Genomic DNA, 23,170 nt, shown 5'->3' with positions numbered 1-23,170 from the left:
TTGAAAAAAGAACAATATTGTTTAATTTAATTTTTTTAATGAAAATAATCTAAAGCTTCTAGTAATTCACAGATTTTTTTGATTTACTGACGAGGTAATATTTTTAGTGTCGCCCGAGAAAAAACATGAGTCGATGATAATTCATTCGTCATAAAGAAAGTAGTTGAAAATATGGTAGGAAAAAATAATTTTAAACTGTTGCGGGAGAAAAATAGCAATCGCTATTACCGCTACAGCATTAAACGTTTAAACATTGGGGTAGCCTCAGTCGCTGTTGCGGTTGGTTTACTCTTCATGGGAGACGCTTCAGTAGTTCGCGCTGTTGCTAATGAAACCAACGCTGAAGAAAGCTTACTTCCAACAAATTCTGCCCACGCGCTCACGGCTGATAAGAGTGCAACACTGGGAAATGAAACAAATAGTGAAAGTACGGAGAAAGTAGTTGCTCCTGGGCAAGTCACTCCTGTAAGTGATCAAGATACTTCGACAGCTATCGCTCCAGCAGCAGAAGCAACACCTGTTGAGGAAGCTCCAGCTAAGGCTGAAGAAGTAACAGAAGCGCCAGCAGCTGAAAACAAGGCTCAAGCGCCAGCTGAAGCTGACCAAGCTAAAGAAAATAAAGAAGAAAAAGCAGCTGACACTGTTTCCCCAGAAGTGGGTGAATTGTCAGACAAAGGTAAAAAAGAAGCCTCTCAAAGCCAAGCAGGAAACTATGCGGCAGTAGAAGGAGCAGAAATTCCAGGTACTTCTGCAGAAGCAGCCCGTGATGCAGGCCTCGACCGTTTAGCTAAGAGAATCTTAGGGGCAGCCAACCCTCAAGAAGCGCTGAGAACAGAGCTCAAGGACATCTACACCGACGAAGAGATCGACGGCATTGTTAAGAATGTTGATTTATCTAAAGTCAGCAACGGCCGCCAGTTGATGGAAGAAGTTTCCAAAGCCGGCGTCCAATACGCGGGCGACAAACGCCGCACAGGCTTTGCCTTCTACTCTGTTCCTGAAACCCCAAGTGAAGTGCGGGTTGGTGGAGCGCCTGTTGCCTTAGGGAATGCGAATACGCCGATTACTCATCAAGCAGATGGAACGATTTTTGGTACAGGTAATCCGAATAATGCTCATTATACCCTGAAAGCTGTTCCTAATCGGGCTGCTAATAAAGTTGATTTTGAATTAACTTATCGTTTAGATCCTAAGGCAACAGCTCAATTAGGGGGATCGGTTCAGCACCAAGCCCGCTTTGGTATTGAGCTAGGAAGTGGCTTTAACTATAATCCTACAACAGGTGTACCAGCCCAAGTTAGCATTCCAGGAAATAAAACACGCCGTCCTCAAACTATTCAATTAACCAGTGGGGCAGCTACTGGTTATACTGGTTTATCCATGGGTACTGATTATTCCTTAAGTAACAATGATGCTAAGAATGGTTATCCTGTAGTTTATAAATTCTCAGTCCCGGTTAAAGATTGGAATGGCAAGTTAGACTATAAGACGACAATTGGGATGTTCAACCAAGCTATGGGTTCAAATCCTGGAACAACTGACCCAGTAAATCGCCGTAACTATTTTTACGAAAACAATACCCAACAAGGTGACTTAAACCCAAATGCTAATTTCGGTACGCGTGAAAAGGTCGAAAAAGTACCTGTAAAATTCCAAACCATCTATAAGACGACTACTGAACTGCCTGTAGGTTCAAGTAAAGAAGTACGTCGTGGGGAAGAAGGGGTTGACCGGCTAGTTAAGACGGTTCGTACCTATAAGGGTGTCGATCTCGGAGAAATTGGTACTCTTCGTGAAGTTGAGAAACCTGTTGTTAATGCTGAAATTCTGATTGGGGTTGGACTACCAGAAGGTCAAAAACAACCAATCGAACCCCCAGTAGTGAATCCTCGTTTATCTGGTGATACTACAATTAGTGGTACAGCTGAACCAAACAAACCTGTCACTGTAACTGTGGGTGGACAAACCTATCAAACAAGTACCAATCCTGATGGTGAATTCCAAATTTCTAATGTGACCCCTTTAAACGAAGGCGATACAATTTCAGCTGTCGTTCGAGATGGCGATCGCACTAGTCGCCCAGGCAAGACCATCGTTCCCCGTGATGGACGTACTCCTAAGATTACAACTGAACGTGGGACTAAAGATGGCCGTCCAGGAACAAAGGTTACCGTAATCGATCCAGTAAGTGGTAGAACTCTTAACGAAACCTTCGTTTACGATGGTCAACAAGGGCCTAAAGGTGTAGCCGGTGCTAAGGGGGACAAAGGTGAACCTGGTGTCGCTGGTCCTCAAGGTCCAAAAGGCGAGAAGGGTGAACAAGGTGTAGCCGGCCCTAAAGGTGAGAAAGGCGAACAAGGTGTCGCTGGTCCTCAAGGTCCAAAAGGTGAGAAAGGCGAACAAGGTGTCGCTGGTCCTCAAGGTCCAAAAGGCGAGAAGGGTGAACAAGGTGTAGCCGGACCTAAAGGCGAGAAAGGCGAACAAGGTGTAGCCGGTCTTCAAGGTCCTCAAGGTCCTCAAGGTCCTCAAGGTCCCCAAGGTGAAAAAGGTGATCCAGGTGTAGCCGGACCACAAGAACCTAAGGGTGAACAAGGCGCTCAAGGTGCCAAGGGCGAAGATGGCAAGACCTATGTTCCAGTCGTTGACCGCGATGAAGCGAAGAAAGAAACCACCATTAAGTTCTACCCAGCCAAAGCTGATGGTACGGCTGACACCACTAAGAACCCTATTGCAACTGGTGTCGTTAAAGATGGTAAAGACGGCGCCCAAGGTCAAAAAGGCGACAAGGGCGAAACAGGCGCAACTGGTGCTACCGGCGCAACCGGTGCCCAAGGTGAAAAAGGTGCTGATGGTAAATCCTTCGTTCCAGTCGTAACTCGCGATGAAGCGAAGAAAGAAGCCACCATTAAGTTCTACCCAGCCAAGCCAGATGGTTCTGCTGACACCAGCCAAGAACCAGTCGCTAAAGGTACCGTTAAAGACGGTGAAAAAGGTGAACGCGGCGAAGTTGGTCCACAAGGTCCTCAAGGCGTCGCCGGTCCAAAAGGTGACCAGGGTGAACGTGGCCCTCAAGGTGAACAAGGCCTTCGAGGTGAAACCGGTGCCCAAGGTCCAAAAGGTGACCAGGGTGAACGCGGTCCACAAGGTGAGAAGGGCGAACAAGGTGCCCAAGGAGCCCCAGGTAAGGACGGCCGCGACGGCTTAACACCATTAGTTGACGTACGTCGTAATGATGCTAATGATGGTGTCCTCATCACTGTAACCCCACGCCACTATAACGCCCAAGGACAACCTGAAAACGGGACTCCAACCACTAGCGAAGTTAAAGACGGCGCACCTGGTACAGACGGCAAGACCTATGTTCCAGTCGTTGAAAAGGGCGAAAATGGCGTAACGACCATCAAGTTCTACCCAGCTGATAAGAACGGCAATGCCAACACTAATGAAAACCAGTCGCTACCGGCCAAGTTCAAGACGGGGCTAAAGGTGACCCAGGTGAACGCGGTCTCCAAGGCCCTCAAGGCGAGCGTGGTGAAAAAGGTGAAACTGGTGCAACCGGTGCCCAAGGTGAGAAGGGTAAAGATGGCGTAGATGGTAAGTCCTACGTTCCTGTTGTTGAACGTGATGACGCCAACAAACAAACCACCATCAAATTCTATCCAGCCAAGGCAGACGGTACGGCAGATAAAGATCAAAAGCCTGTCGCTGAAGGTATCGTAAAAGACGGCGAAAAGGGTGAAACCGGTGCAGCTGGTGCTCAAGGTGAGAAGGGTAAAGATGGTGTCGACGGTAAGTCCTACGTTCCAGTAGTTGAACGTGATGACGCCAACAAACAAACCACCATTAAGTTCTACCCAGCCAATGCAGAAGGTAAAGCTGATAAGACCCAAAACCCAATCGCTGAAGGTATTGTCAAAGACGGCGAGAAGGGTGAACAAGGTCTTCAAGGCCCACAAGGCGAACGCGGTGAAAAGGGTGAGACAGGTGCAACCGGAGCCCAAGGTGACCAAGGCGAAAAAGGCCAAGACGGTAAAAATGGTATTGACGGTAAGACCTATGTTCCAGTGGTTGAAAAGGGCGACGATGGGGTAACCCACATCAAGTTCTATCCAGCCAATAAGGAAGGTCAAGCAGACAAGAACCAAAATCCTATTGCTACCGGTCAAGTAACAGACGGTAAAGATGGTAAGGCCCCTCTCGTTGAAACCAGCCGGGTTGAAGACGCAGATGCGACTGTTGACGGCAAGCAACCAGGAACTAAGGTCACCATCAAAGACCCAACCACCGGTGCCGTATTGAGCGAAAGCTTTGTTAAAGACGGTGAAAAAGGTGACAAGGGTGATCCAGGTGACAAGGGCCAAGATGGTAAGAATGGCCGTGATGGCTTAACTCCATTAGTTGACGTTAAACGCAACCCAGCTAACGATGGCGTAATCATTACCCTAACTCCACGTTCCTACAATGACCAAGGTGAAATCGTTACGGGTACCCCTGTGACCAGCGAAGTCAAGGATGGCGCCAACGGTAAGACTTATGCCCCTGTGGTTAAGAAAGGCCAAGACGGTATCACAACGATCAAGTTCTACCCAGTCGATCCTAAGACCGGTAAGGCTGATGAAAACCAAGATCCAATTGCTACTGGCGAAGTCAAAGACGGTGCTAAAGGTGACAAGGGTGATCAAGGTGAACGAGGTGTTGCCGGAGCCCAAGGTGAAAAAGGCCAAGATGGCAAGAATGGTACTGACGGCAAGACCTATGTACCTGTGGTTGAAAAGGGCGCAGATGGGGTAACCCACATCAAGTTCTACCCAGCTGGTAAAGATGGTCAAGCCGATAAGACTCAAGATCCAGTAGCAACTGGCGAGGTCAAAGACGGTAAGACACCAATTGTTGAAACCGCTCGTCTCGAAGATGTTGACCCTAATACCGATGGCAATCAACCAGGGACTAAAGTCACGGTTAAAGATCCTGAAACCAATAAAGTTATCAGTGAAAGCTTTGTCAAAGATGGCACAAAAGGCGACAAGGGTGACCCTGGTAAAAATGGCACTTCCTTTGCTCCAGTAGTTGAAAAGGGTGCCGATGGTGTCACCACCATTAAATTCTACCCAGTTAACCCAGAAACCGGTAAGGCGGATACAAGTAAAAAACCAGTCGCAGAAGGTAGCGTTAAAGATGGAAAAGACGGTAAGGATGGTTTAAGTCCTAAAGTCGAAACCCGTCGTAACGATGCTAACGATGGTGTCATCATCAAGGTGACCCCACAAGTCCGCGACGGTGAAGGCAATGTCATTGACGGAACACCAAGTGAAACCGAAGTCAAAGACGGCCAAGACGGCAAGACCTTTACCCCAGTGGTTGAGAAGGGCCAAGATGGCGTTACTACCATCAAGTTCTACCCAACCGGTAAAGATGGCCAAGCTGACAAGACTCAAGATCCAGTCGCAAGCGGCGAAGTTAAAGACGGCGCCGACGGCAAGACCTTCACCCCAGTGGTTGAAAAAGGTCAAGATGGCGTAACCACTATTAAATTCTACCCAACCGATCCTAAGACTGGTCAAGCCGACAAGACTAAAGACCCAGTGGCTACTGGTGAAGTCAAAGATGGCAAGAGCCCAATTGTTGAAACCACTCGTGTAGAAGACGCAGACCCAACGACTGAAGGCAATCAACCAGGTACCAAGGTAGTTGTCAAAGATCCAGAAACTGGAAAAGTCATCAGCGAAAGCTTTGTTAAAGACGGCGAAAAAGGTCAAGATGGCGCTAAGGGTGAAAAAGGTGACAAAGGCGAAGATGGCAAAACCTACGCTCCAGTAGTTGAAAAAGGCCAAGACGGCGTCACCACCATTAAGTTCTACCCAGTAGATCCTAAGACCGGCAAGCCAGATACCAAACAAGACCCAGTCGCTACCGGCCAAGTCCAAGATGGTGCCAAAGGTGACAAGGGTGACCAAGGTGAAAAAGGTCAAGACGGTGTTGATGGTAAGACTTATGCACCTGTTGTGACTAAGGGTGCAGATGGTACCACCACGATTAAGTTCTATCCAGTAGATCCTAAGACTGGCAAGGCTGATGAAAGTCAACCAGCTGTTGCAGAAGGTTCTGTGAAAGACGGTAAGGACGCTAAGGCTCCTGTTGTTGAAACGGAACGGGTGGAAGACCTTGATCCAAACACCCCTGGTAACCAGGCAGGTACTAAGATCACCGTTAAAGATCCAGAAAACGGCAAGGTCATTAGCGAAACATTTGTGAAGGACGGCCAAGACGTCAAGTCGCCAGAAGTAACCACTAAAGACAATGGCAACGGGACCCACACTATCACCATCAAGAACCCAGATGGCACGACCACCACAACCACCGTCAAAGACGGGGCTAAGGGTGAGAAAGGTGACAAGGGTCAAGACGGCACAAATGGTGTCGACGGCAAGGCCTACGCGCCTGTAGTTGAGAAAGGCCAAGATGGTACCACAACCATCAAGTTCTACCCAGTTGATCCTAAGACTGGTAAGGCTGACACGACCAAACCTGCTGTTGCAGAAGGTGCAGTCAAGGACGGTGCAAACGGCAAGTCTGCCTACACCACTGTCGTTGAAGGACCAAATGCTGCTGGCGAGCCAGGCCGCTGGATCATCAACTACTTCGACAAGAACAACGACGGCAAGTTTACCGACGATGAAGTTGTTTCTGCCCAATTCGTTCGCGACGGTAAGGATGGTCAATCCCCAACGGTTGAAGTGAAAGACAATGGCGATGGTACCCATACCATCACAACCAAGAACCCAGACGGTACAGTAAACTCTACCACCACTGTTAAGAACGGTAAGGACGGCAAGTCGCCAGTCGTTGAAAGTACTCGGGTTGAAGATGCCGATCCAAATACTCCTGGTAACCAAGCTGGTACCAAGATTACGGTTAAAGATCCAGAAACCGGCAAAGTCATCAGCGAAAGCTTCGTTAAAGATGGCCTCAACGGTAAGGATGGTAAAGACGGTAAGAACGGTATCGATGGCAAGAGCTTTGCCCCAGTCGTAGTGAAGGGCGCAGATGGTACAACCACCATTAAGTTCTACCCAGTAGATCCTAAGACCGGCCAGCCAGATACCACTCAAGCACCTGTTGCAGAAGGTTCGGTTAAGGACGGTAAAGATGGCAAGTCTCCAGAAGTCACCACCAAGGACAATGGCGACGGGACTCACACTATTACCATCAAGAACCCAGACGGTACCACTACTACGACAACTGTTAAAGACGGTAAGGATGGCAAGACGCCAGAAGTCGGCGTGAAAGATAACGGCGACGGCAGCCATACCATTACCATCAAGAATCCAGATGGGACAACCACCACAACGACTGTCAGAGACGGTAAGAATGGTCAAAATGGTAAAGATGGCCGCGACGGTATCGACGGCAAGAGCTTTGCCCCAGTCGTTGAGAAGGGTCAAGACAGCACAACTACGATTAAGTTCTACCCAGTAGATCCTAAGACCGGCCAGCCAGATACTACGCAAGCACCTGTCGCAGAAGGCTCTGTCAAAGATGGTAAAGATGGCAAGTCCCCAGAAGTTTCCTTGAAGGACAATGGTGACGGAACCCATACGATTACCGTGAAGAATCCAGATGGTACCACTTCAACCACTACCGTGAAGAATGGTAAGGACGGCAAGTCGCCAGAAGTGACCACTACGGATAACGGCGACGGGACCCACACCATCACCATTAAGAACCCAGACGGCACGACCACAACTACAACTGTCAAAGACGGTAAGGATGGCCGTGACGGTATCGACGGTAAGACTTTTGCCCCAGTGGTTGAGAAAGGTCAAGACGGCACGACTACGATTAAGTTCTACCCAGTAGATCCTAAGACGGACAAGCCAGACACCAGTCAACCAGCTGTAGCGGAAGGTTCCGTCAAGGACGGCCGCGATGGTAAAGACGGAAAAGATGGCAAGTCGCCACAAGTTTCTATCCGAAACAATAACGACGGCAGCCACACCATTACCATCAAGAATCCAGACGGCACGACCACCACAACGACTGTCAAAGACGGTAAAGATGGTCGCGACGGCAAGGATGGAAAAGACGGTAAGGATGGCCATTCCCAACGCATCCGCACCGAAAAAGGTAAGGATAGCCAAGGCAACGAAGGCATTTGGGTCATCATTACCGACGACAAGGGCAATGAATTAAGCCGTGAATTTATCCGCGATGGCAAGACCCCATCTGTCAAGGTGGAAGAAGGCAAGAATAGCCGCGGTGAATCCGGACAATGGATTATTGTCTTCGACGGTGACGGCAATGAAGTTTCCCGTGAATTCGTCCGTGACGGTAAAGACGGCGCGTCATCAAGCCTCGAAACCGTTCCAGGCAAGAATGAAAAAGGCGAATCCGGTCTTTGGGTCATCGTTAAAGATGGCGAAGGCAAGGAATCTAGCCGCCACTTCGTCCGCGACGGTAAAGACGGCAAGGACGGTAAGGATGGCCGCAGCGTACAGAAGATCTACAACCGCCAAGGTAAACTGATCATCATCTTCTCAGACCACACCACGGAAGAGATTGAAATCCCATGCTGCAAACCATGCCCTGAGACGCCAAGAACACCTAAGCCAGAAGACCCAACACCAGAAGTTCCGAACAAACCAGAAACTCCAAAACCAGGTGAGCCTAAGGTACCAGAGAATCCAAGTCCAGAAGTACCAAATGTTCCAGGGAAACCTGAAGAACCAGGCAAGCCAGAACAACCGGAAGTACCTGAACCAGGTCAACCTAAAGTACCGGGCGACCCAACACCGGAAGTACCGAATGTGCCGGGCGAGCCAACACCAGAAGTACCGAACGTGCCAGGTGAGCCAACACCAGAAGTACCGAACGTACCGGGCGAGCCAACACCAGAAGTACCGAACGTACCGGGCGAGCCAACGCCAGAAGTACCAAACGTACCGGGTAACCCAACACCGGAAGTACCGAACGTGCCAGGTAACCCAACACCGGAAGTACCAAATGTATCGGGCAATCCAACACCTGAAATTCCAAACCAACCTAGCGATCCAGCTCCTCAAGTCCCTGGACAAGCTGATCCAGATAATTCATTCAAGAACGAGGGCAATGAATCGGTTACGAATAAAGAACAAAATGGTCAAGCCAAACAAGCGAGCTTACCAGCCACTGGTGCAGAAGTGACATCAGCTATGACAGTGATTATTGCTTCATTACTACTAAGTAGTGGTGCCTTATTAGTCAAAAATAATAAGGAAGATTAATCGCTAATTAGGATGACACTCACTTGGCCTAAAGCGCCTTAGACAAAAAGAAGCAGAACAAGACTGAAAATAATCAGTGCTTGTTCTGCTTTTTTGCATAGCTATAGATAAAAATTAGAATGTGCTTGACGCATGCTATCAAAACGTACTCCAAGCGAAAGGCAAGCGTCCACTTCAGAAAATTCCAACGCACAGTTTCCTGTGCTTGTGGTATTTTTCTTCCAGTTGCTACAGCTGTTCGAAGCGCTTATCACACTTTTTTAATCTAATAAATCATCAAAGACTACCCGATAACGGTAGACTTTACTTTGTTTAACCTTCCATTGGCCGGCAATTTTTTCGAAATAATCATCATAGTAACCATAACCAATAAAGGCCGACACCCCTAGGTTGACTACCCGGTCTTCAAAGGGAAAGTAGGCATGGGCCGTATTTTCTGAGGTGATTTCAATTTCAGGAATGTGTCCCATGTGGGCGCTTTGTACATTCTTACCCATCAAGCGTTTAGCATTTTGAATGATTTCTTCACACGACGTTGAAGGGGTAGTTTTTTGAGGGATTAGTGGATGTTGGCCCTTGATGGGGTCATGAGCTACCAGTGACGTATCAAAAGTGACATCGTCAGCAAATACCGTCCTAAGTAGGTCGAAATCCTTACTATCAATTGCCCGCCAATACCGGGCTTTACATTGTTTAATTTCTTCTATAGCAGCTAATTGGTCGATTGTTTCCATAGTGAACCTCCGTATCCATGATTCAGTAGTTATTTAGAAATAAGTCTACACCCGCTTTTTGTCTTTAACAATAGCTTAATTTTATTTCGATAAAAGTAGAATAAGTAAGGAGGGACTAGCTTTCCATAGTAATTTTTCTACCACGACTTTAGCTTTTCTTAGGCAATCCTTTAAAATTATGCGATAATGACAGTGGATATTATAAAGGAGGCGGTTGTTATTATGGGAAAGCCATTGATTTTTCATAAGGAAATTGCGGCGCAGAAGCCGGAAAACTATCGCAATGAGGGTGCTTACTGTCCCTTCTGTGATCGCGAGGCGCTCACAAATATTTTCCGTGAAGAAGATGATAAGATTTGGCTCATGAATAAATACCGCACTCTGGATGATACAGTGCAAACCCTGGTGATCGAGTCCCAGGAACATTGGGCCGATACCCCTACCTATAGTAAGGAAGAAAACCGCCAAGTTTTTCGCTTCACCTTTGATTGTTGGCTAGACATGCTAAGAGACGACCAATTTGAAAGTGTTCTCTTATTTAAAAATTATGGACCACTTTCCGGCGGGTCTTTGCGCCACCCTCACTCACAGATTGTGGGACTGAAGGATAAGGATGGCTATGAAGAAATTAGCCTGGATGCCTTTAAAGGGTTAGAAGTCGGCAAGAAGGGGGATGTTACCGTTACCCTGTCCACCCAACCAATTATGGGCATGACTGAATTTAATGTCTCGATCGCTGATCTCGACCAGCTGGATGACTTTGCGGACGCTGTCCAAAGCATAGTGACCTATATTTTGACGGATGACTTTAGTTCACGGAGCGGGTCTTACAATCTCTTTTTCTATCCCTTAGGTGGGCGCTATTATTGTAAGGTTTTCCCGCGCTTCATTGCTAGTCCTTATTTTATCGGCTTTAAGATTGGCCAGGTTTCCTACCAGGGGCACCTAGAAAAGGTAGTTGCTGAACTCCAAGACTACCTTCCTTTTTAGATAAACTAAAAATGAGCTTTCCCGAGATCGGGGTAAAGCTCATTTTTTATTTACTAGCACGTTTTGCCTTGCAGGAAGGACACAGGTAGCTGGTAATTGCGGTTAAGGTCGCTATTTGGTTCTTTAATTTTCTTAATTAATAGGTCAGCGATCAGATTGGCGTAATCTTGGATGGGTTGAACAATGGTAGAAAGTTCGGGATGGTAGTTTTGGATAAAACGGCTACCATCATAGCCAACAATTTTTAAGTCGTGGGGGACCTGGAGTCCTAAGTCTTTGGCCGCATCGAGTGTCAGTAGGGCAGTCAGGTCATCGGTACAGAAAATGCCGTCCAACTGGTCCTTTTTCAGGATACTCTGAATGTGTTGTGCGGCTATTTTAGGCGACCGCTGTTCTTGGAGCTGGTAAACATAGGGATTCAGCTTTTGGGTTTCGATAACGGAGAGATAGCCCTCCAAACGTTGGTTGGTCGGTGAGGCAGATTTTTGACTACCGGTAAAGATTCCGATCCTTTTGGCTCCGCGGAGGGCCAGCATTTCTGTCGCCATTTGTCCCCCTTGGAAGTTATCGCTACCAACAATGGGAATTTCTTCGGAAAGATAGCGGTCAAAGGAGACGACTTGTTTTTGATAGTGATGATATTCTTCTATTCCCATATTATGAGCCCCAGCCACAATACCGTCCACCTGGTTAGCAGCCAACATGCGCAAATAATGGCGCTCTTTTTCTTTATTATTAGCTGAATTACAGAGGATGGTGTAATATCCCTCTTCAAAAAAACAGCTTTCCAAGGCCTCCACTAATTCCCCATAGAAGGGGTGGGCCACACTAGGAAAGATCAGACCGATTAATTGAGTCCCCTTTCCTTGTAATGACCGCGCTAAGGCATTGGGTTGATAATTTAATTCCTCCATGGCTTGGCGGACTTTTTTAATGGTCTTCTCACTGAGATAGCCATAATTATTAATCACCCGGGAAACAGTTGTTGCTGACACCCCGGCTTTTTTAGCCACATCGGCTAAGGTAATCGCCATGTCCAGTACTCCTTTACTTGTTAATATTTTCTAGGGGATAGATCCTGCCCCCTAAACGACCACTTCCCTTTATTATAAGCTGATTTTGTCCTTTTTTGGGGAAAATTCTGCCACTAAGAACTCTATAGCCGTCTTGAACAAAAATTTCAAAGGAAGAGGCATCGATAAAGATTTGTAGCTGGAGGTCTTCTCCGCCCTTAAAGTGACTTTTCCGGACTGGGCCGTATTCGGGGTTAACGAGTTCGCCTTGCTCGGTCCGTGTTACCTTGAGTCTGCCCGCTGGAACGTCCACGTCAATGTGAAGGGCGGCAGCTTCTTTCTCATCACTCATGACTAAAAAGTCAAGCTTGGAGTCAGCGGCCAATGAACAATTTATTTCGTAGGCATTGTCTTCGGGATCATAGGTCCATGCTTGACCTGATTCTAGTGTCTCCTCGATGGCGATAGGGGTTTGGCGCAGGCTCTCCATTTCTTTGACTGGTCGTTGGTAGAGATGACCCTGGTCAAAATGGAGTTCCTTGACCAAACTCATGACGGAGGTCCAGCCCCAGTCCGCGTCGGGGTAAGTCAGGTCTGGTAAACCTAACCAAGACACGGCTAAAGCCCGACCGTCAGGCGCGTTAAAGGCCTGAGTGGCATAGACATCGAAGCCATCGTCAAGATTTTTCAAAGCACTAGGCTTAGACAGGGTCAAGTTCTCCCAATCAATGGACTCGGAGGACAAATAGGTATTGGGATAAATGTTTTGATAATTGAGTTCATCCTGGTCCAAGCCTTGCGGGCAAAAGATAAGCAGGTCTTGTCCGTCAACCTTGACATAATTAGGGCACTCCATCATATAAGCACTGTCTCCGCTGGTTAGCTGTAAGGGGCCAAGAAAGTTCCAATCCTTAAGGTCGTCACTTTGGTAGACTAGGATTTGACCTTTAAGCGCTTCGGTTTGGGCGCCCAGTATCATCAGATAGCCGTCTTGGTAGGGGAAGATCTGCGGGTCACGAAAATGATCGGTATAGCCCTCTTCAACTGTTCCAATGAGGGGTGGATCGATTTTAGTGAATTGATAGTCCTTATCCATCCAGGCCCCAACTTGGTAGGGGTGGCGTTGCCAGTTATCGTCCCTAGCGTTTCCAGTGTAAAAGATAAAGAGCTGGTTACCTACAGGGAGGGCAGAGCCTGAATAGACTCCGTGACTATCGTAGGGAGAATCAGGTTCTAGGGCAATGCCATGAGACTCCCAGTGGACCAGGTCTTTGGAGGAGAGATGGTACCAGGACTTGAGCCCGTGGACTGGTCCCATAGGATAATATTGGTAGAAGAGCTGCCAGCGGCCATTGTAGTAGGAGAAACCATTGGGATCATTGAGTAGGCCACTTTCTGGTTGGATGTGGTAGTGTTGGCGCCAGGGGCTGTGGGCAACTTTTTCTTTTAGCTGACCCAGATAGTCACTGGGCCAGTCTTCATAGCTTTGGTAGCGCAATTGCCGGGTCCATTTGGAATCTTGTGTCATGGATAGGCTTCCTTTCTTTCGAATTGATTTTAAAATCAAGTGCATATTTTACAGTAAGTATATGAAAAAGCCAGGAATATGTCAAACGCTTTCATAATGATAAGCTCAGTTAAACTGCACATAAAATATTTTTTAAATTTATTCTGTCAAACGATTGACATAAATAAAAATGCTGCTAAGATATTAAGTGTAAAAGCGTTTTCACCTGAAAGGAGACCAATCATGAATCACAAACAAGTTGCTCAAGATATTGCAGACGCACTTGGTAAGGATAACCTCCTTGCTGCTGCTCACTGTGCAACCCGCTTACGCTTAGTTTTAAAAGATAGTCAGGCCGTCGACCAAGCGGCTATTGATAATAACGAAGGGGTTAAAGGAACCTTTGAAGTGAACGGTCAGTACCAAATCATCATTGGAACTGGGGATGTGGATAAGGTTTATAAGGAACTCACTGCCATTACTGGCGTTCAAGAAGCCTCGACCGAAGATATTAAGGCTGTGGCTCAGTCCCAAGAAAAAAGTAATCCCTTTATGCAGTTGACGAAACTCTTATCGGATATCTTTGTGCCGATCTTGCCGGCCTTAGTTGCAGGGGGCTTACTTCTCGCTTTAAATAATCTGTTAACTTCACCCTTTGGAGGAGTAGCACTGGTCGAACGCTCAGCTGTTATTGCTGACCTTTCTGGAATGCTAGGGGTTATTGCTGGAGCTCCCTTTACATTCTTACCGGTTCTCCTGGGTTTCTCAGCAACCAAGCGTTTCGGCGGCAACCCTTATCTAGGAGCAGCCATTGGTATGGCCATGGTGATGCCGTCCTTAGTGAGTGGTTATGAGGTTGCCACAGTAACCGCTGCTGGGGAAATGCCCTATTGGGACATTTTTGGCTTTAAAATTGCTCAGGCAGGTTACCAAGGGCAAGTATTGCCTGTTTTAGCAGTGGCTTGGATTTTGGCTCGTTTAGAGAACTTCTTCCACGACCATATCCATCCTGCTTTTGACTTTACCTTTACTCCTATGTTAGCCATCATTATCACTGGCTTTTTAACCTTTGCTCTTGTTGGTCCGCTAATGCGGAATGTTTCTGACGCCTTAACCTATGGCTTGACCTGGCTGTATGAAGCGACGGGGGCCTTAGGTATGGGAATATTAGGACTCTTCTATTCACCAATCGTGATTACAGGTCTCCATCAAAGTTTCCCTGCCGTTGAAACCACCTTAATTGCTAACCAAGCCACAACAGGAGGCTCCTTTATCTTCCCAGTGGCATCCATGGCTAATATCGCTCAAGGGGCTGCCTGTTTAGCGGTGATGGTGATTACCCGCAATGAAAAACAAAAAGGGGTCGCTTCGTCAGCTTCAGTATCCGCCTTGCTCGGGATTACTGAACCGGCAATTTTCGGGATTAACCTTAAATTACGTTATCCTTTCTACTGTGCCATGATTGCTTCAGGAATTGCCTCAGCTTGTTTAGGTTTCTTCCACGTCTTAGCGGTTTCTTTGGGCTCAGCCGGTTTCCTTGGCATTATTTCTATTGATTCAAATTCTTGGATTCCTTTCTTAGTCGGAGTTGCTATTAGTTTTATCTCTGCTTTCTTGTTAACCTTCTTCTATGGAAAATACTCCAATAAAGAAGCTGAAAAATCAGAAGCAGTAGCTCTCCAAGCAGAAGAAGCTGCGGCAAGTAAGCCTAGCCAAGCTAATCGCTCAGGTCTTGAAGCTGATTTAATCTTATCTGCAGTGGCTAGCGGCCAAGTCAAAGCCTTAAAAGCAGTGGATGATCCTGTCTTTTCTCAGGAAATGATGGGCAAGGGGATTGCTATTGATCCTAGTGATGGCAAGGTCTATTCACCGGTTGATGGCACTCTGACAGTGGCTTACGATACCAAGCATGCCTATGGTTTAACTGGTGATAATGGGGTAGAAGTCCTGATTCATATTGGAATTGATACCGTCAACTTACAAGGTCAATATTTCACCTCCCAAGTCAGTCAAGGTCAAACCGTCAAACGCGGTGACCTCTTAGGTAGCTTTGATATTGAAGGCATTAGGTCGGCTGGCTATGATCCAACAGTGATGGAAATTATTACCAATACTGGAGAATATCAAGCCATCACAGCTGTGAGAGAAAGCGGGACGACTTTAGCCAATGAAGATCTCCTAGCGATCACTAAATCCTCTTAATTATATTTTGTCTCCCCATGAGGTTGGCTAACATTAGCCACCTCTTTTTTTGTACAGAGTGCGACGGTCACAATAAAGGACGAAAACTGGAAGACAATTTGATTAGCAAATGAGTATCTTTGAAATGAAAGTTAGAATCATCTGACAACTTATTTGCTAAGGAATTTATTTTGACGAAAGTCTGAGTAATCGTTAAAATATGGCTGTAAAAGAAAAAGATGAAATGAGAGGTAGCCATGAAAGAACAAGGCAAAAAGAAAGTTATTAAAAAAGTCAGTTCCGCTTTAAGAAAAGATATTATTATGGTGCCGGAAGTGATTGAAGAAGCACCCGGTATTCAAATCTTTGGACGTACCATAAAATCCTTACTATTTTCTACTGATGTCGCGACCATTACCTACTCTAATGCTGACGCCATCCTAGCGGTCTATCCTTTTACGCCTCACCCCAGCATTATTTCCGCGATCTTACAAGTCGCTTCTCAACCAGTTTTTGCTGGCGTGGGTGGAGGCAAGACTCAAGGCATGCGGAGCGTCGAAATTGCCTTGCTTTCAGAAGCGGAAGGGGCTTTAGGCGTGGTATGTAATGCCCCTATGCCAATCGAAACCATCCAAGCCATAGAGGATCGGATCGATTCCCCAATTATTTCTACCGTGATTTCAGAATATGACTTGCTTTCCAAGTTGAATAGCGGGGTAGATATTCTCAATGTTGCCAATGGCCGGCACACCGTGGAATTAGTCAAGCGGGTTCGTGATCAATTCCCTGATATCCCTATTATTGCCACCGGCGGAAAATCCGAAGAAAATATAAAAAGGGTCATTGAAGCTGGGGCCGACGCGATTTCTTGGACCCCACCAACAAATGCTGAACTCTTCCAAGAAGTGATGGATAATTACCGAGATAAATCGGAAGAGCGCTTTATGTCTAACCATGACGGCCTCACCCTAGACGCTTATGAGGATAAGTATAATTTATAAGAAAGTATTTGCTGAACGAAGAGAGGAGTCTTTTGATGAAAATCGTTAGTGTCCAACCTTTAAATGTAGCAAAAGAATTGATTGATGAATTGGCCCAGCCCTTAATTGAGGCCGGGCATGACTTTGTGTATTATGAAGATAAGACCACTGATCCTGAAGAGATGGCTAAGCGGGCAAAAGGGGCGGAAATCCTGATTATTGATTCTACCCCTTTCCCAGAGGAAGTGGCCTCCAGCTTAGAGGATACTCAATTAGTGGATGTGGCCTTTACCGGAGTAGACCATGTGGCTATGGATGTCCTTAAAGACAAGGGGATTATGGTTAACAATGCCTCTGGTTACGCTAACCAAGCCGTGGCTGAATTATCGCTTGGGCTAACCTTAGCACTCTACCGTCATCTCCAAGCTAATGACCAAGAAACCCGCAAAGGCAGCCAATTAAGCCAAGTATATCAAGGTAGGGAAATTGCTGGTAAAACGGTTGGGATTATCGGAACCGGCTCGATTGGTTTAGCTACGGCTGCTCTCTTTAAGGCCTTTGGCGCTAATTTGATCGCCTATAGCCGCAGTGAAAAAGAAGAAGCCAAGGCTTTAGGGATTGAATACCATAGTCTTGAAGAAGTGATGGCTGAAAGTGATATTGTTTCCATCCACCTACCGAATAATGCCCAAACCAAAGGCATGATTTCTAAGGAAATGATCGGAAAAATGAAACCATCAGCAGTTTTAATTAACGTGGCCCGGGGACCAATTGTGGATAATGAAGCTCTAGCCCAAGCCCTTAACGAAGAGAAGATTGCTGGAGCAGGCATTGATGTCTTTGATAGTGAACCACCATTGGCAGATGATTACCCACTTCTCCATGCTAAAAATATTCAACTCACTCCCCATGTGGGCTATTTAACCGATGAAGCCATGGTAAAATTAGCCAAAACTGCCTTTGATAATATTTATCGTTACCTCAAGGATGATCCGCAAAATATCGTGACCGAATAGCGGGACCGATTAGTAGCTTTGAAAAAGTGAATACAAAAAAAGAGACAGGAATTTTTCTCCTGTCTCTTTTCATTTATTTAACAACTAGTGCCCTTCGGCGAATTCGACTTTACTGTTGGCTAGAGAGGCGATCCGCACTTCTGAATAGAGGTCAACGCCGGCATCGAGGATGCGTTGGCGACCATCTTGGAAGGATTTTTCAATACAGATACCCACACCTACCACTTCAGCTTGGGCTTGGTTAACAATATCAATGAGTCCCATAGCAGCTTCACCATTGGCTAAGAAATCATCGATAATCAGAACCTTATCGTCTGGACTTAAGTATTGTTTACTGATAATCACAAAACTATCGGTATCCTTGGTGTAACTATGCACCTTACTCCCGTAAACAGCTTGGTCCTTAAGGGTAGATGGTTGTTGCTTCTTAGCGAAAACCATAGGAACCCCTAATTTTTCGGCGATGATAATCGATGGTGCGATCCCGGAAGCTTCGACGGTAACAATTTTGGTAATTTCGCGACCTTGGTAGTGAGCAATGATTTTATCAGCAATATCACTGATGACACTAGGATCAATTTGGTGGTTGAGGAATGAATCAACCTTCAATACATTGTTCGGAAATACTTTACCATCTTCAAGAATCCGTTGCTTTAAGTTTGCCACTCTTTTTCCTCCTTTGGTATTTTGAGCAATAATTAGAATAAGTTATCCCTATTCTACCCTTTATCGGGATAAAATGCGAACATTTTTTGAACATTAAGCGATTTTTTCCTGTTTCTAAGTCTTAGTTTCGTAATCATCCGGCTAGGGGTATAATGGATAGGATGAGAATATTTTGAAGAGGAGATTTTAATGACAAACCATATTGTATTATTTGAACCAGAAATTCCAGCCAATACTGGAAATATTGCCCGTACCTGTGCAGCGACTGACACCCACCTGCACTTAATCGAACCCCTGGGTTTTCAAACGGATGATAAGCACTTAAAGCGGGCGGGTCTCGACTATTGGGATGCCCTAGACATTACCTACCATGACGATTTAAAGGCCTTTATGGACTATCTGGCTGATCGACCTCTATATTTGATTAGTAAATTTGCTACGAAGAATTATACCGATATTGATTACATGGCTCATAAAGAGCGGGGCGAAGATATCTTCCTTATGTTTGGTAAGGAAACCACGGGTCTACCGGAAGCTTTTATGCATGAACATGAAGACCAATGTTTGCGTTTGCCTATGGATGATACCCACGTTCGCTGCCTCAATTTATCCAATTGTGCGGCCATTTGTATTTATGAAGTACTTCGCCAACAAGCTTTTAATGACTTAGAACTCACCCATAGCTATGACCATGACAAGCTAGCAAATTTAAAAAAAGATTAAATGATAAATAAGAAAATTTAAATATCGTTTTAAGGATAAATATTGAGGGAGAAACTGTAGTAAGATGAATTGAATACTTGAAAGGGGGCAGCGATATGAATGAGGGAGAACAGCAAGAAAGTTCGTGGTTTGACAAGGTCAAAGCCTTTCTGGGCCACTACTGGAAGAAATTTCGTCTGACGAAGTGGCTAATCTTTCTTGTCCTCTTGATCATCTTTATTTTTGAATCCTATTTAGTAGTTGGAGCAAAGATGACCAATGTTGATGACTTACAGGCCCGTCTCCAAATGACTACCGAGATTTATGATCAATCCGACCAAGCCGTTGGGGAAATGGCTGACGGACGCGGAACCTATGTGTCCTTAAATCAGATTTCACCTAATATTCAAAATGCGGTCATATCGACTGAAGATAAGCGCTTTTATCAACACCCTGGCTTCGATATTATCGGGATCGGCCGGGCCATGGTGGGCTATGTGGTTCACCGCGGAAATGTGGTTGGTGGGGGATCGACTCTGACCCAGCAATTAGTGAAGAATTCCTTCTTAACCAATGAACAGAGTCTGCTGAGAAAGTTTAAAGAACTCTTTATTGCCTTAGAAGTAGAGAAGAAATATTCTAAAGATCAAATCCTAGAAATGTACCTCAACCATACCTATTTTGGTAATGGGGTCTATGGGGTAGAAGATGCTTCCTTAAAATACTTTGGCACCCATGCTGCTGACCTTAATTTACCTAATGCGGCAGTCCTAGCCGGAGCCTTGAAGGGGCCCAGCCTCTATAATCCGATTGATAATTATGAAGAAGCTCAAGGACGCCGTAATTTGGTGCTTTCCCTGATGAGTAATAATGATTTTATCAGTGAAACTGAGGCCCAAAATGCTCAAGGCACAGTGATGCCCCAGATGAATAATCCGGTGGCTAGTGACCAATCGAAGTACCCTTATTATTTCGACAGCGTCTTAGAAGAAGCGATTAATAAGTTTGGTTTGACCGAAGAAGAGGTAATGAATGGTGGTTATAAGATTTATACCAATCTTAATCCAACTTACCAAAGTCAGTTAGAGGCTGCCTATGAGAATAAGCAACTCTTCCCAACCAATAATAGCGGTCAGGCTTCGCAAAGTGCGACCGTGGCCCTAGACCCCTATAATGGCGGTGTCTTAGCCAGTGTTGGTGGCGTGGGCGACTATCACTTCCGTGGCTTTAACCGATCTACCCAAATGAAACGGCAACCAGGTTCAACACTCAAACCTTTAAATGTTTATGTTCCAGCCTTAGAACATGGTTTTTCTAAGAATGACCAAGTGCCTGATGAAGTCCGCTCTTACGGAAGTGACAACTACCGCCCTGAAAACTGGAACCACCAGTCGAATGGCGACTTACCGCTCTGGGAAGCCTTGGCCCTAAGTAAAAACACCTCAGCAGTTTGGTTGATGGACCAAGTGGGAGTCAATACAGCCATGAAGAAACTCGATGCTTTCGGAATTCCTTATACAGATAAGGACCTCTCCTTAGCCAGTGCCTTGGGTGGCTTGACGGAAGGGGTTTCACCTTTACAATTAGCCAGTGCCTATACAGCCTTTCCTAATAATGGGAAACGTTCCGAGGCCTACTTTATCCGGAAAATTGTCGGACCGAATGGTGAAGAAGTGGTTAAGGAACAAAGTCCTAAGCAAAACACGGTGATGTCCCAAGGCGTCGCTAAGGAAATGACCAGCATGATGCTAGCGGTTTATGACGGGAACTATACCGGCTCTCAAGCTGAACCAGCGGGTTACCAAGTAGCTGGGAAGACGGGGACTGTTGAATTGACTTTAGATGATCCCAATGCAGCGGGCTATAACGATGAGTGGTTTGTCGCCTATACCCCTGATGTGGTAGTGACCTCCTGGTTCGGTTTTGACCAAACCTCTTCGGAAAATTATATTTCCGCCTACTCTGGAGTCAATTCCCACTATAGTTTCAATACCATCCTCCAAGGAATTCTTGCTAATAGTCCTGGAACTGCTTTTTCCGTGGAATCTGCGGCTAAGCAATATGGTAATCGCTTTGAATATAATAACGGGGAAGAGGCTAGTCAATCACCTCACTCCAATTCAGACAATGAAGACGTAATCAACCGAATTATTGATGGTGGACGGAATCTCTTTGATTATTTCAGAGGTTTACTCTAGGGCTAGCGCTCAGGCCTTATATCTGTCTGGGTAGTAAAATACTTTAAAAACAATCTTATCCATGGTATATTGAAAAAAACACATAAGGGAGAGATCAATTTGGCAAATATTTACGATACCATTAACCAATTAGAACGTGATATTCGCGAATTAGACGCATATGACGCCTTAAGTGAGGCGATGGATAAGCTTCTTAATGATGACGAAGCGCGTGAACTCTATATTAATTTTAGAAACTACCAAACCAATGTCCAAACTAAGATGCAATTAGGCCAAGAGTTAAGTGAAGAGGATGTTAAGAAAGCTGAAGACATGCAAAAAACCTTGGCTAACAATGCAGTCTTAAGTGAGTTAATGCAAAAGGAACAACAACTCAATCAATACGTTGAAGATGTTAACCAAGCGGTTGGCCGTCCTATTCGAGAGATCTATGACCGTGCTAACCAAGCAACCAAACTCAGTTCAGAAGATAAAGATGGCGAATAATTAAGCTTCTAGTCACCTCAAATCCTTGAGGTGGCTATTTTTTATTTTGAAAATATTTTCTGGTGAGCAATTGTCGAATTCCTATCGCCTTGAATTCGCGGATAAATCTTGCGACAAAGCCCGTTAAAATATGATAAACTAGGGAAGTATTAATAAGGGAAGGGTGCGATGACTTGTTACGCTTTGTTCATGCGGCTGACCTGCATCTCGGTCAAACAATGAAAAAAATAAAAAAACAAAACCATAAAGTGTACCAAGCCTTAAAGCAAGCGACTATTGACTCTTACAATCGGTTAATCGATATTGCTATCAATGAAGAGGTAGATTGTGTCTTATTAGCAGGGGACCTCTATGACAGTCCTGAGGGGACCTTGGCAGAACAGTTTGCCCTCGTTAAGGGCTTGGAGCGCTTGGACCAGGCGGGCATCGCCTCTTTTATTTTGTTTGGTAACCATGACTATAAGAGCCAAAAAGAAAAACACCTGGCCTTGCCAGCCTCTACCCGAGTCTTTCCTCGGCAGGTAACTACTTTAGAGTTTACTAGCGCTAGGGGGGACCAGGTGGCTATTACCGGCTTTTCCTACCCCAAACGCTGGTTAAGGGAAGATTATAGCCAATATTTTCCTAAGCGCTATAATCATGTTGATTACCATATTGGTATGTTTCATGGCCAAGAAAGACAGGGGAACAGCCAACAAGACCACTACGCCCCCTTTCAAAAAAGTCACTTACAACAGTTGGCCTATGATTACTGGGCCTTGGGGCATATTCATGCGGCCCAACAATTATCCGGGCAAACACCTATCGTCTATCCCGGCAATATCCAAGGGACCCATTTCAAAGAAACTGGTCCTAAAGGTGGTGTTCTCGTCTCACTTGAACCAGGAAAGGATCCAATCATTGAAAGCATCGAAACGACTGATTGGCAATTTAAAGTCCACCAAGCAATTGCACCTCCAATTCAAGGGGTGAGTGATTTGCAAACACTTTTCCAAAAAGCTTATCAAGACGAAGTGGACCAGGCAAGAGCAGAGGGCTTGCATTATGTCTTACGCCTTCACTATCGCCTGGATGGGTCAGACAGTGACAGCTTGGCTTTCTGGGAGGACTATGCTAAGGACTTATTCGACCAATTACAGTGGCAGTACCAGGACCAGGATGATGTTTTCCTGGCTGATTTGCGCTATGAAGTCAAAGGAGCAAAAACTTTGGACCAGGCCAGTTTATATGAACAGGCCTTGATGGAGACCCTCGACTACTATCAAGATCCAGAGGCCTTTGACCAGGCCTTAAATGAATTATTCGACCATCCACTTTGGCAGCGCCACTTGCAGCCGGCCATCTCACCAAGCCAGTTCCAAGAAGACGTCTTAGCCGCAACTAGAAATAAAATTTTACTCTCTCTCTATCAAAAATAAGCAAGCACGGAGGAATCAT

At 45.8% G+C, this 23,170-nt stretch carries 14 protein-coding genes; 10 read left to right on the top strand and 4 right to left on the bottom strand.

Annotated features, from left to right (window positions below; all coding sequences use genetic code 11):
• Positions 1 to 171 precede the first annotated feature (171 nt).
• Both AWM73_RS06425 and AWM73_RS06415 read left to right on the top strand, forming a co-directional pair.
• Complete coding sequence (locus AWM73_RS06425) at positions 172 to 3,591, top strand: YSIRK-type signal peptide-containing protein (protein ID WP_060778605.1); 3,420 nt, start codon at positions 172 to 174, stop codon at positions 3,589 to 3,591.
• Between the two features lie 473 nt (positions 3,592 to 4,064).
• On the top strand, positions 4,065 to 9,260 hold the full coding sequence (locus AWM73_RS06415; protein WP_060778603.1) for a collagen-flanked surface repeat-containing protein: 5,196 nt from the start codon (positions 4,065 to 4,067) through the stop codon (positions 9,258 to 9,260).
• Between the two features lie 260 nt (positions 9,261 to 9,520).
• Here the strand turns inward: AWM73_RS06415 and AWM73_RS06410 are convergent, their stop codons facing one another.
• The gene (locus AWM73_RS06410; protein WP_060778602.1) at positions 9,521 to 9,994 is read right to left on the bottom strand and encodes a nuclear transport factor 2 family protein; all 474 of its coding nucleotides are present in this window, start codon (positions 9,992 to 9,994) and stop codon (positions 9,521 to 9,523) included.
• 222 nt (positions 9,995 to 10,216) lie between these two features.
• On the opposite strand from AWM73_RS06410, the gene AWM73_RS06405 reads away from it, so the two are divergent.
• Entirely contained in the window at positions 10,217 to 10,984 is a 768-nt protein-coding gene (locus AWM73_RS06405) for a DUF4931 domain-containing protein (RefSeq protein WP_060778601.1), read from the top strand.
• 53 nt (positions 10,985 to 11,037) lie between these two features.
• Here the strand turns inward: AWM73_RS06405 and AWM73_RS06400 are convergent, their stop codons facing one another.
• On the bottom strand, positions 11,038 to 12,018 hold the full coding sequence (locus AWM73_RS06400; RefSeq protein WP_060778600.1) for a LacI family DNA-binding transcriptional regulator: 981 nt from the start codon (positions 12,016 to 12,018) through the stop codon (positions 11,038 to 11,040).
• 13 nt (positions 12,019 to 12,031) lie between these two features.
• Positions 12,032 to 13,525: a sucrose-6-phosphate hydrolase gene (locus AWM73_RS06395; RefSeq protein WP_060778599.1), complete on the bottom strand. Its 1,494-nt coding sequence runs from the start codon at positions 13,523 to 13,525 to the stop codon at positions 12,032 to 12,034.
• A 222-nt stretch (positions 13,526 to 13,747) separates the two neighbouring features.
• Between AWM73_RS06395 and AWM73_RS06390 the strand changes: the two genes are divergently transcribed.
• The 3 genes from AWM73_RS06390 (at position 13,748) to AWM73_RS06380 (ending at position 17,681) form a co-directional block, all read left to right on the top strand.
• Positions 13,748 to 15,706, top strand: coding sequence for a sucrose-specific PTS transporter subunit IIBC (locus tag AWM73_RS06390; RefSeq protein WP_060778598.1), 1,959 nt, complete (start codon positions 13,748 to 13,750; stop codon positions 15,704 to 15,706).
• Positions 15,707 to 15,942: 236 nt separating this feature from the next.
• The gene (locus AWM73_RS06385; protein ID WP_060778597.1) at positions 15,943 to 16,686 is read left to right on the top strand and encodes a nitronate monooxygenase family protein; all 744 of its coding nucleotides are present in this window, start codon (positions 15,943 to 15,945) and stop codon (positions 16,684 to 16,686) included.
• 35 nt (positions 16,687 to 16,721) lie between these two features.
• Entirely contained in the window at positions 16,722 to 17,681 is a 960-nt protein-coding gene (locus AWM73_RS06380) for a 2-hydroxyacid dehydrogenase (RefSeq protein WP_060778596.1), read from the top strand.
• A gap of 84 nt (positions 17,682 to 17,765) precedes the next feature.
• On the opposite strand, the gene AWM73_RS06375 is transcribed toward AWM73_RS06380, so the two are convergent.
• Positions 17,766 to 18,347 carry a xanthine phosphoribosyltransferase gene (locus tag AWM73_RS06375; protein WP_060778595.1) on the bottom strand — a complete coding sequence of 194 codons (582 nt, stop codon included), beginning with the start codon at positions 18,345 to 18,347 and terminating at the stop codon, positions 17,766 to 17,768.
• Between the two features lie 189 nt (positions 18,348 to 18,536).
• On the opposite strand from AWM73_RS06375, the gene trmL reads away from it, so the two are divergent.
• From trmL to AWM73_RS06355, 4 genes are all read left to right on the top strand, one after another.
• A complete protein-coding gene (gene trmL / locus AWM73_RS06370; RefSeq protein WP_060778594.1) occupies positions 18,537 to 19,070 on the top strand; it encodes a tRNA (uridine(34)/cytosine(34)/5-carboxymethylaminomethyluridine(34)-2'-O)-methyltransferase TrmL in 534 nt (177 codons plus the stop codon).
• A gap of 95 nt (positions 19,071 to 19,165) precedes the next feature.
• Positions 19,166 to 21,247 (top strand): transglycosylase domain-containing protein, encoded by a 2,082-nt coding sequence (locus AWM73_RS06365; RefSeq protein WP_060778593.1) that lies wholly within the window; start codon positions 19,166 to 19,168, stop codon positions 21,245 to 21,247.
• A 99-nt stretch (positions 21,248 to 21,346) separates the two neighbouring features.
• Positions 21,347 to 21,733, top strand: a complete 387-nt coding sequence (locus tag AWM73_RS06360) for a YlbF family regulator (RefSeq protein WP_060778592.1) — start codon at positions 21,347 to 21,349, stop codon at positions 21,731 to 21,733.
• Positions 21,734 to 21,906: 173 nt separating this feature from the next.
• On the top strand, positions 21,907 to 23,151 hold the full coding sequence (locus AWM73_RS06355) for a metallophosphoesterase family protein (RefSeq protein WP_060778591.1): 1,245 nt from the start codon (positions 21,907 to 21,909) through the stop codon (positions 23,149 to 23,151).
• Positions 23,152 to 23,170: the final 19 nt, after the last annotated feature.

Origin of the sequence: Aerococcus urinae, assembly GCF_001543175.1 — a bacterium.
Taxonomy (GTDB): domain Bacteria; phylum Bacillota; class Bacilli; order Lactobacillales; family Aerococcaceae; genus Aerococcus; species Aerococcus urinae.
This window is presented reverse-complemented; position numbering and strand designations above follow the sequence as displayed.

Excerpts from the sequence above, each read along its gene's own strand:
- AWM73_RS06425 (WP_060778605.1), top strand. The coding sequence starts at position 172 with ATGGTAGGAAAAAATAATTTTAAACTGTTGCGGGAGAAAAATAGCAAT.
- AWM73_RS06410 (WP_060778602.1), bottom strand. The coding sequence starts at position 9,994 with ATGGAAACAATCGACCAATTAGCTGCTATAGAAGAAATTAAACAATGT.
- AWM73_RS06405 (WP_060778601.1), top strand. The coding sequence starts at position 10,217 with ATGGGAAAGCCATTGATTTTTCATAAGGAAATTGCGGCGCAGAAGCCG.
- AWM73_RS06400 (WP_060778600.1), bottom strand. The coding sequence starts at position 12,018 with ATGGCGATTACCTTAGCCGATGTGGCTAAAAAAGCCGGGGTGTCAGCA.
- AWM73_RS06395 (WP_060778599.1), bottom strand. The coding sequence starts at position 13,525 with ATGACACAAGATTCCAAATGGACCCGGCAATTGCGCTACCAAAGCTAT.
- AWM73_RS06390 (WP_060778598.1), top strand. The coding sequence starts at position 13,748 with ATGAATCACAAACAAGTTGCTCAAGATATTGCAGACGCACTTGGTAAG.
- AWM73_RS06385 (WP_060778597.1), top strand. The coding sequence starts at position 15,943 with ATGAAAGAACAAGGCAAAAAGAAAGTTATTAAAAAAGTCAGTTCCGCT.
- AWM73_RS06380 (WP_060778596.1), top strand. The coding sequence starts at position 16,722 with ATGAAAATCGTTAGTGTCCAACCTTTAAATGTAGCAAAAGAATTGATT.
- trmL (WP_060778594.1), top strand. The coding sequence starts at position 18,537 with ATGACAAACCATATTGTATTATTTGAACCAGAAATTCCAGCCAATACT.
- AWM73_RS06365 (WP_060778593.1), top strand. The coding sequence starts at position 19,166 with ATGAATGAGGGAGAACAGCAAGAAAGTTCGTGGTTTGACAAGGTCAAA.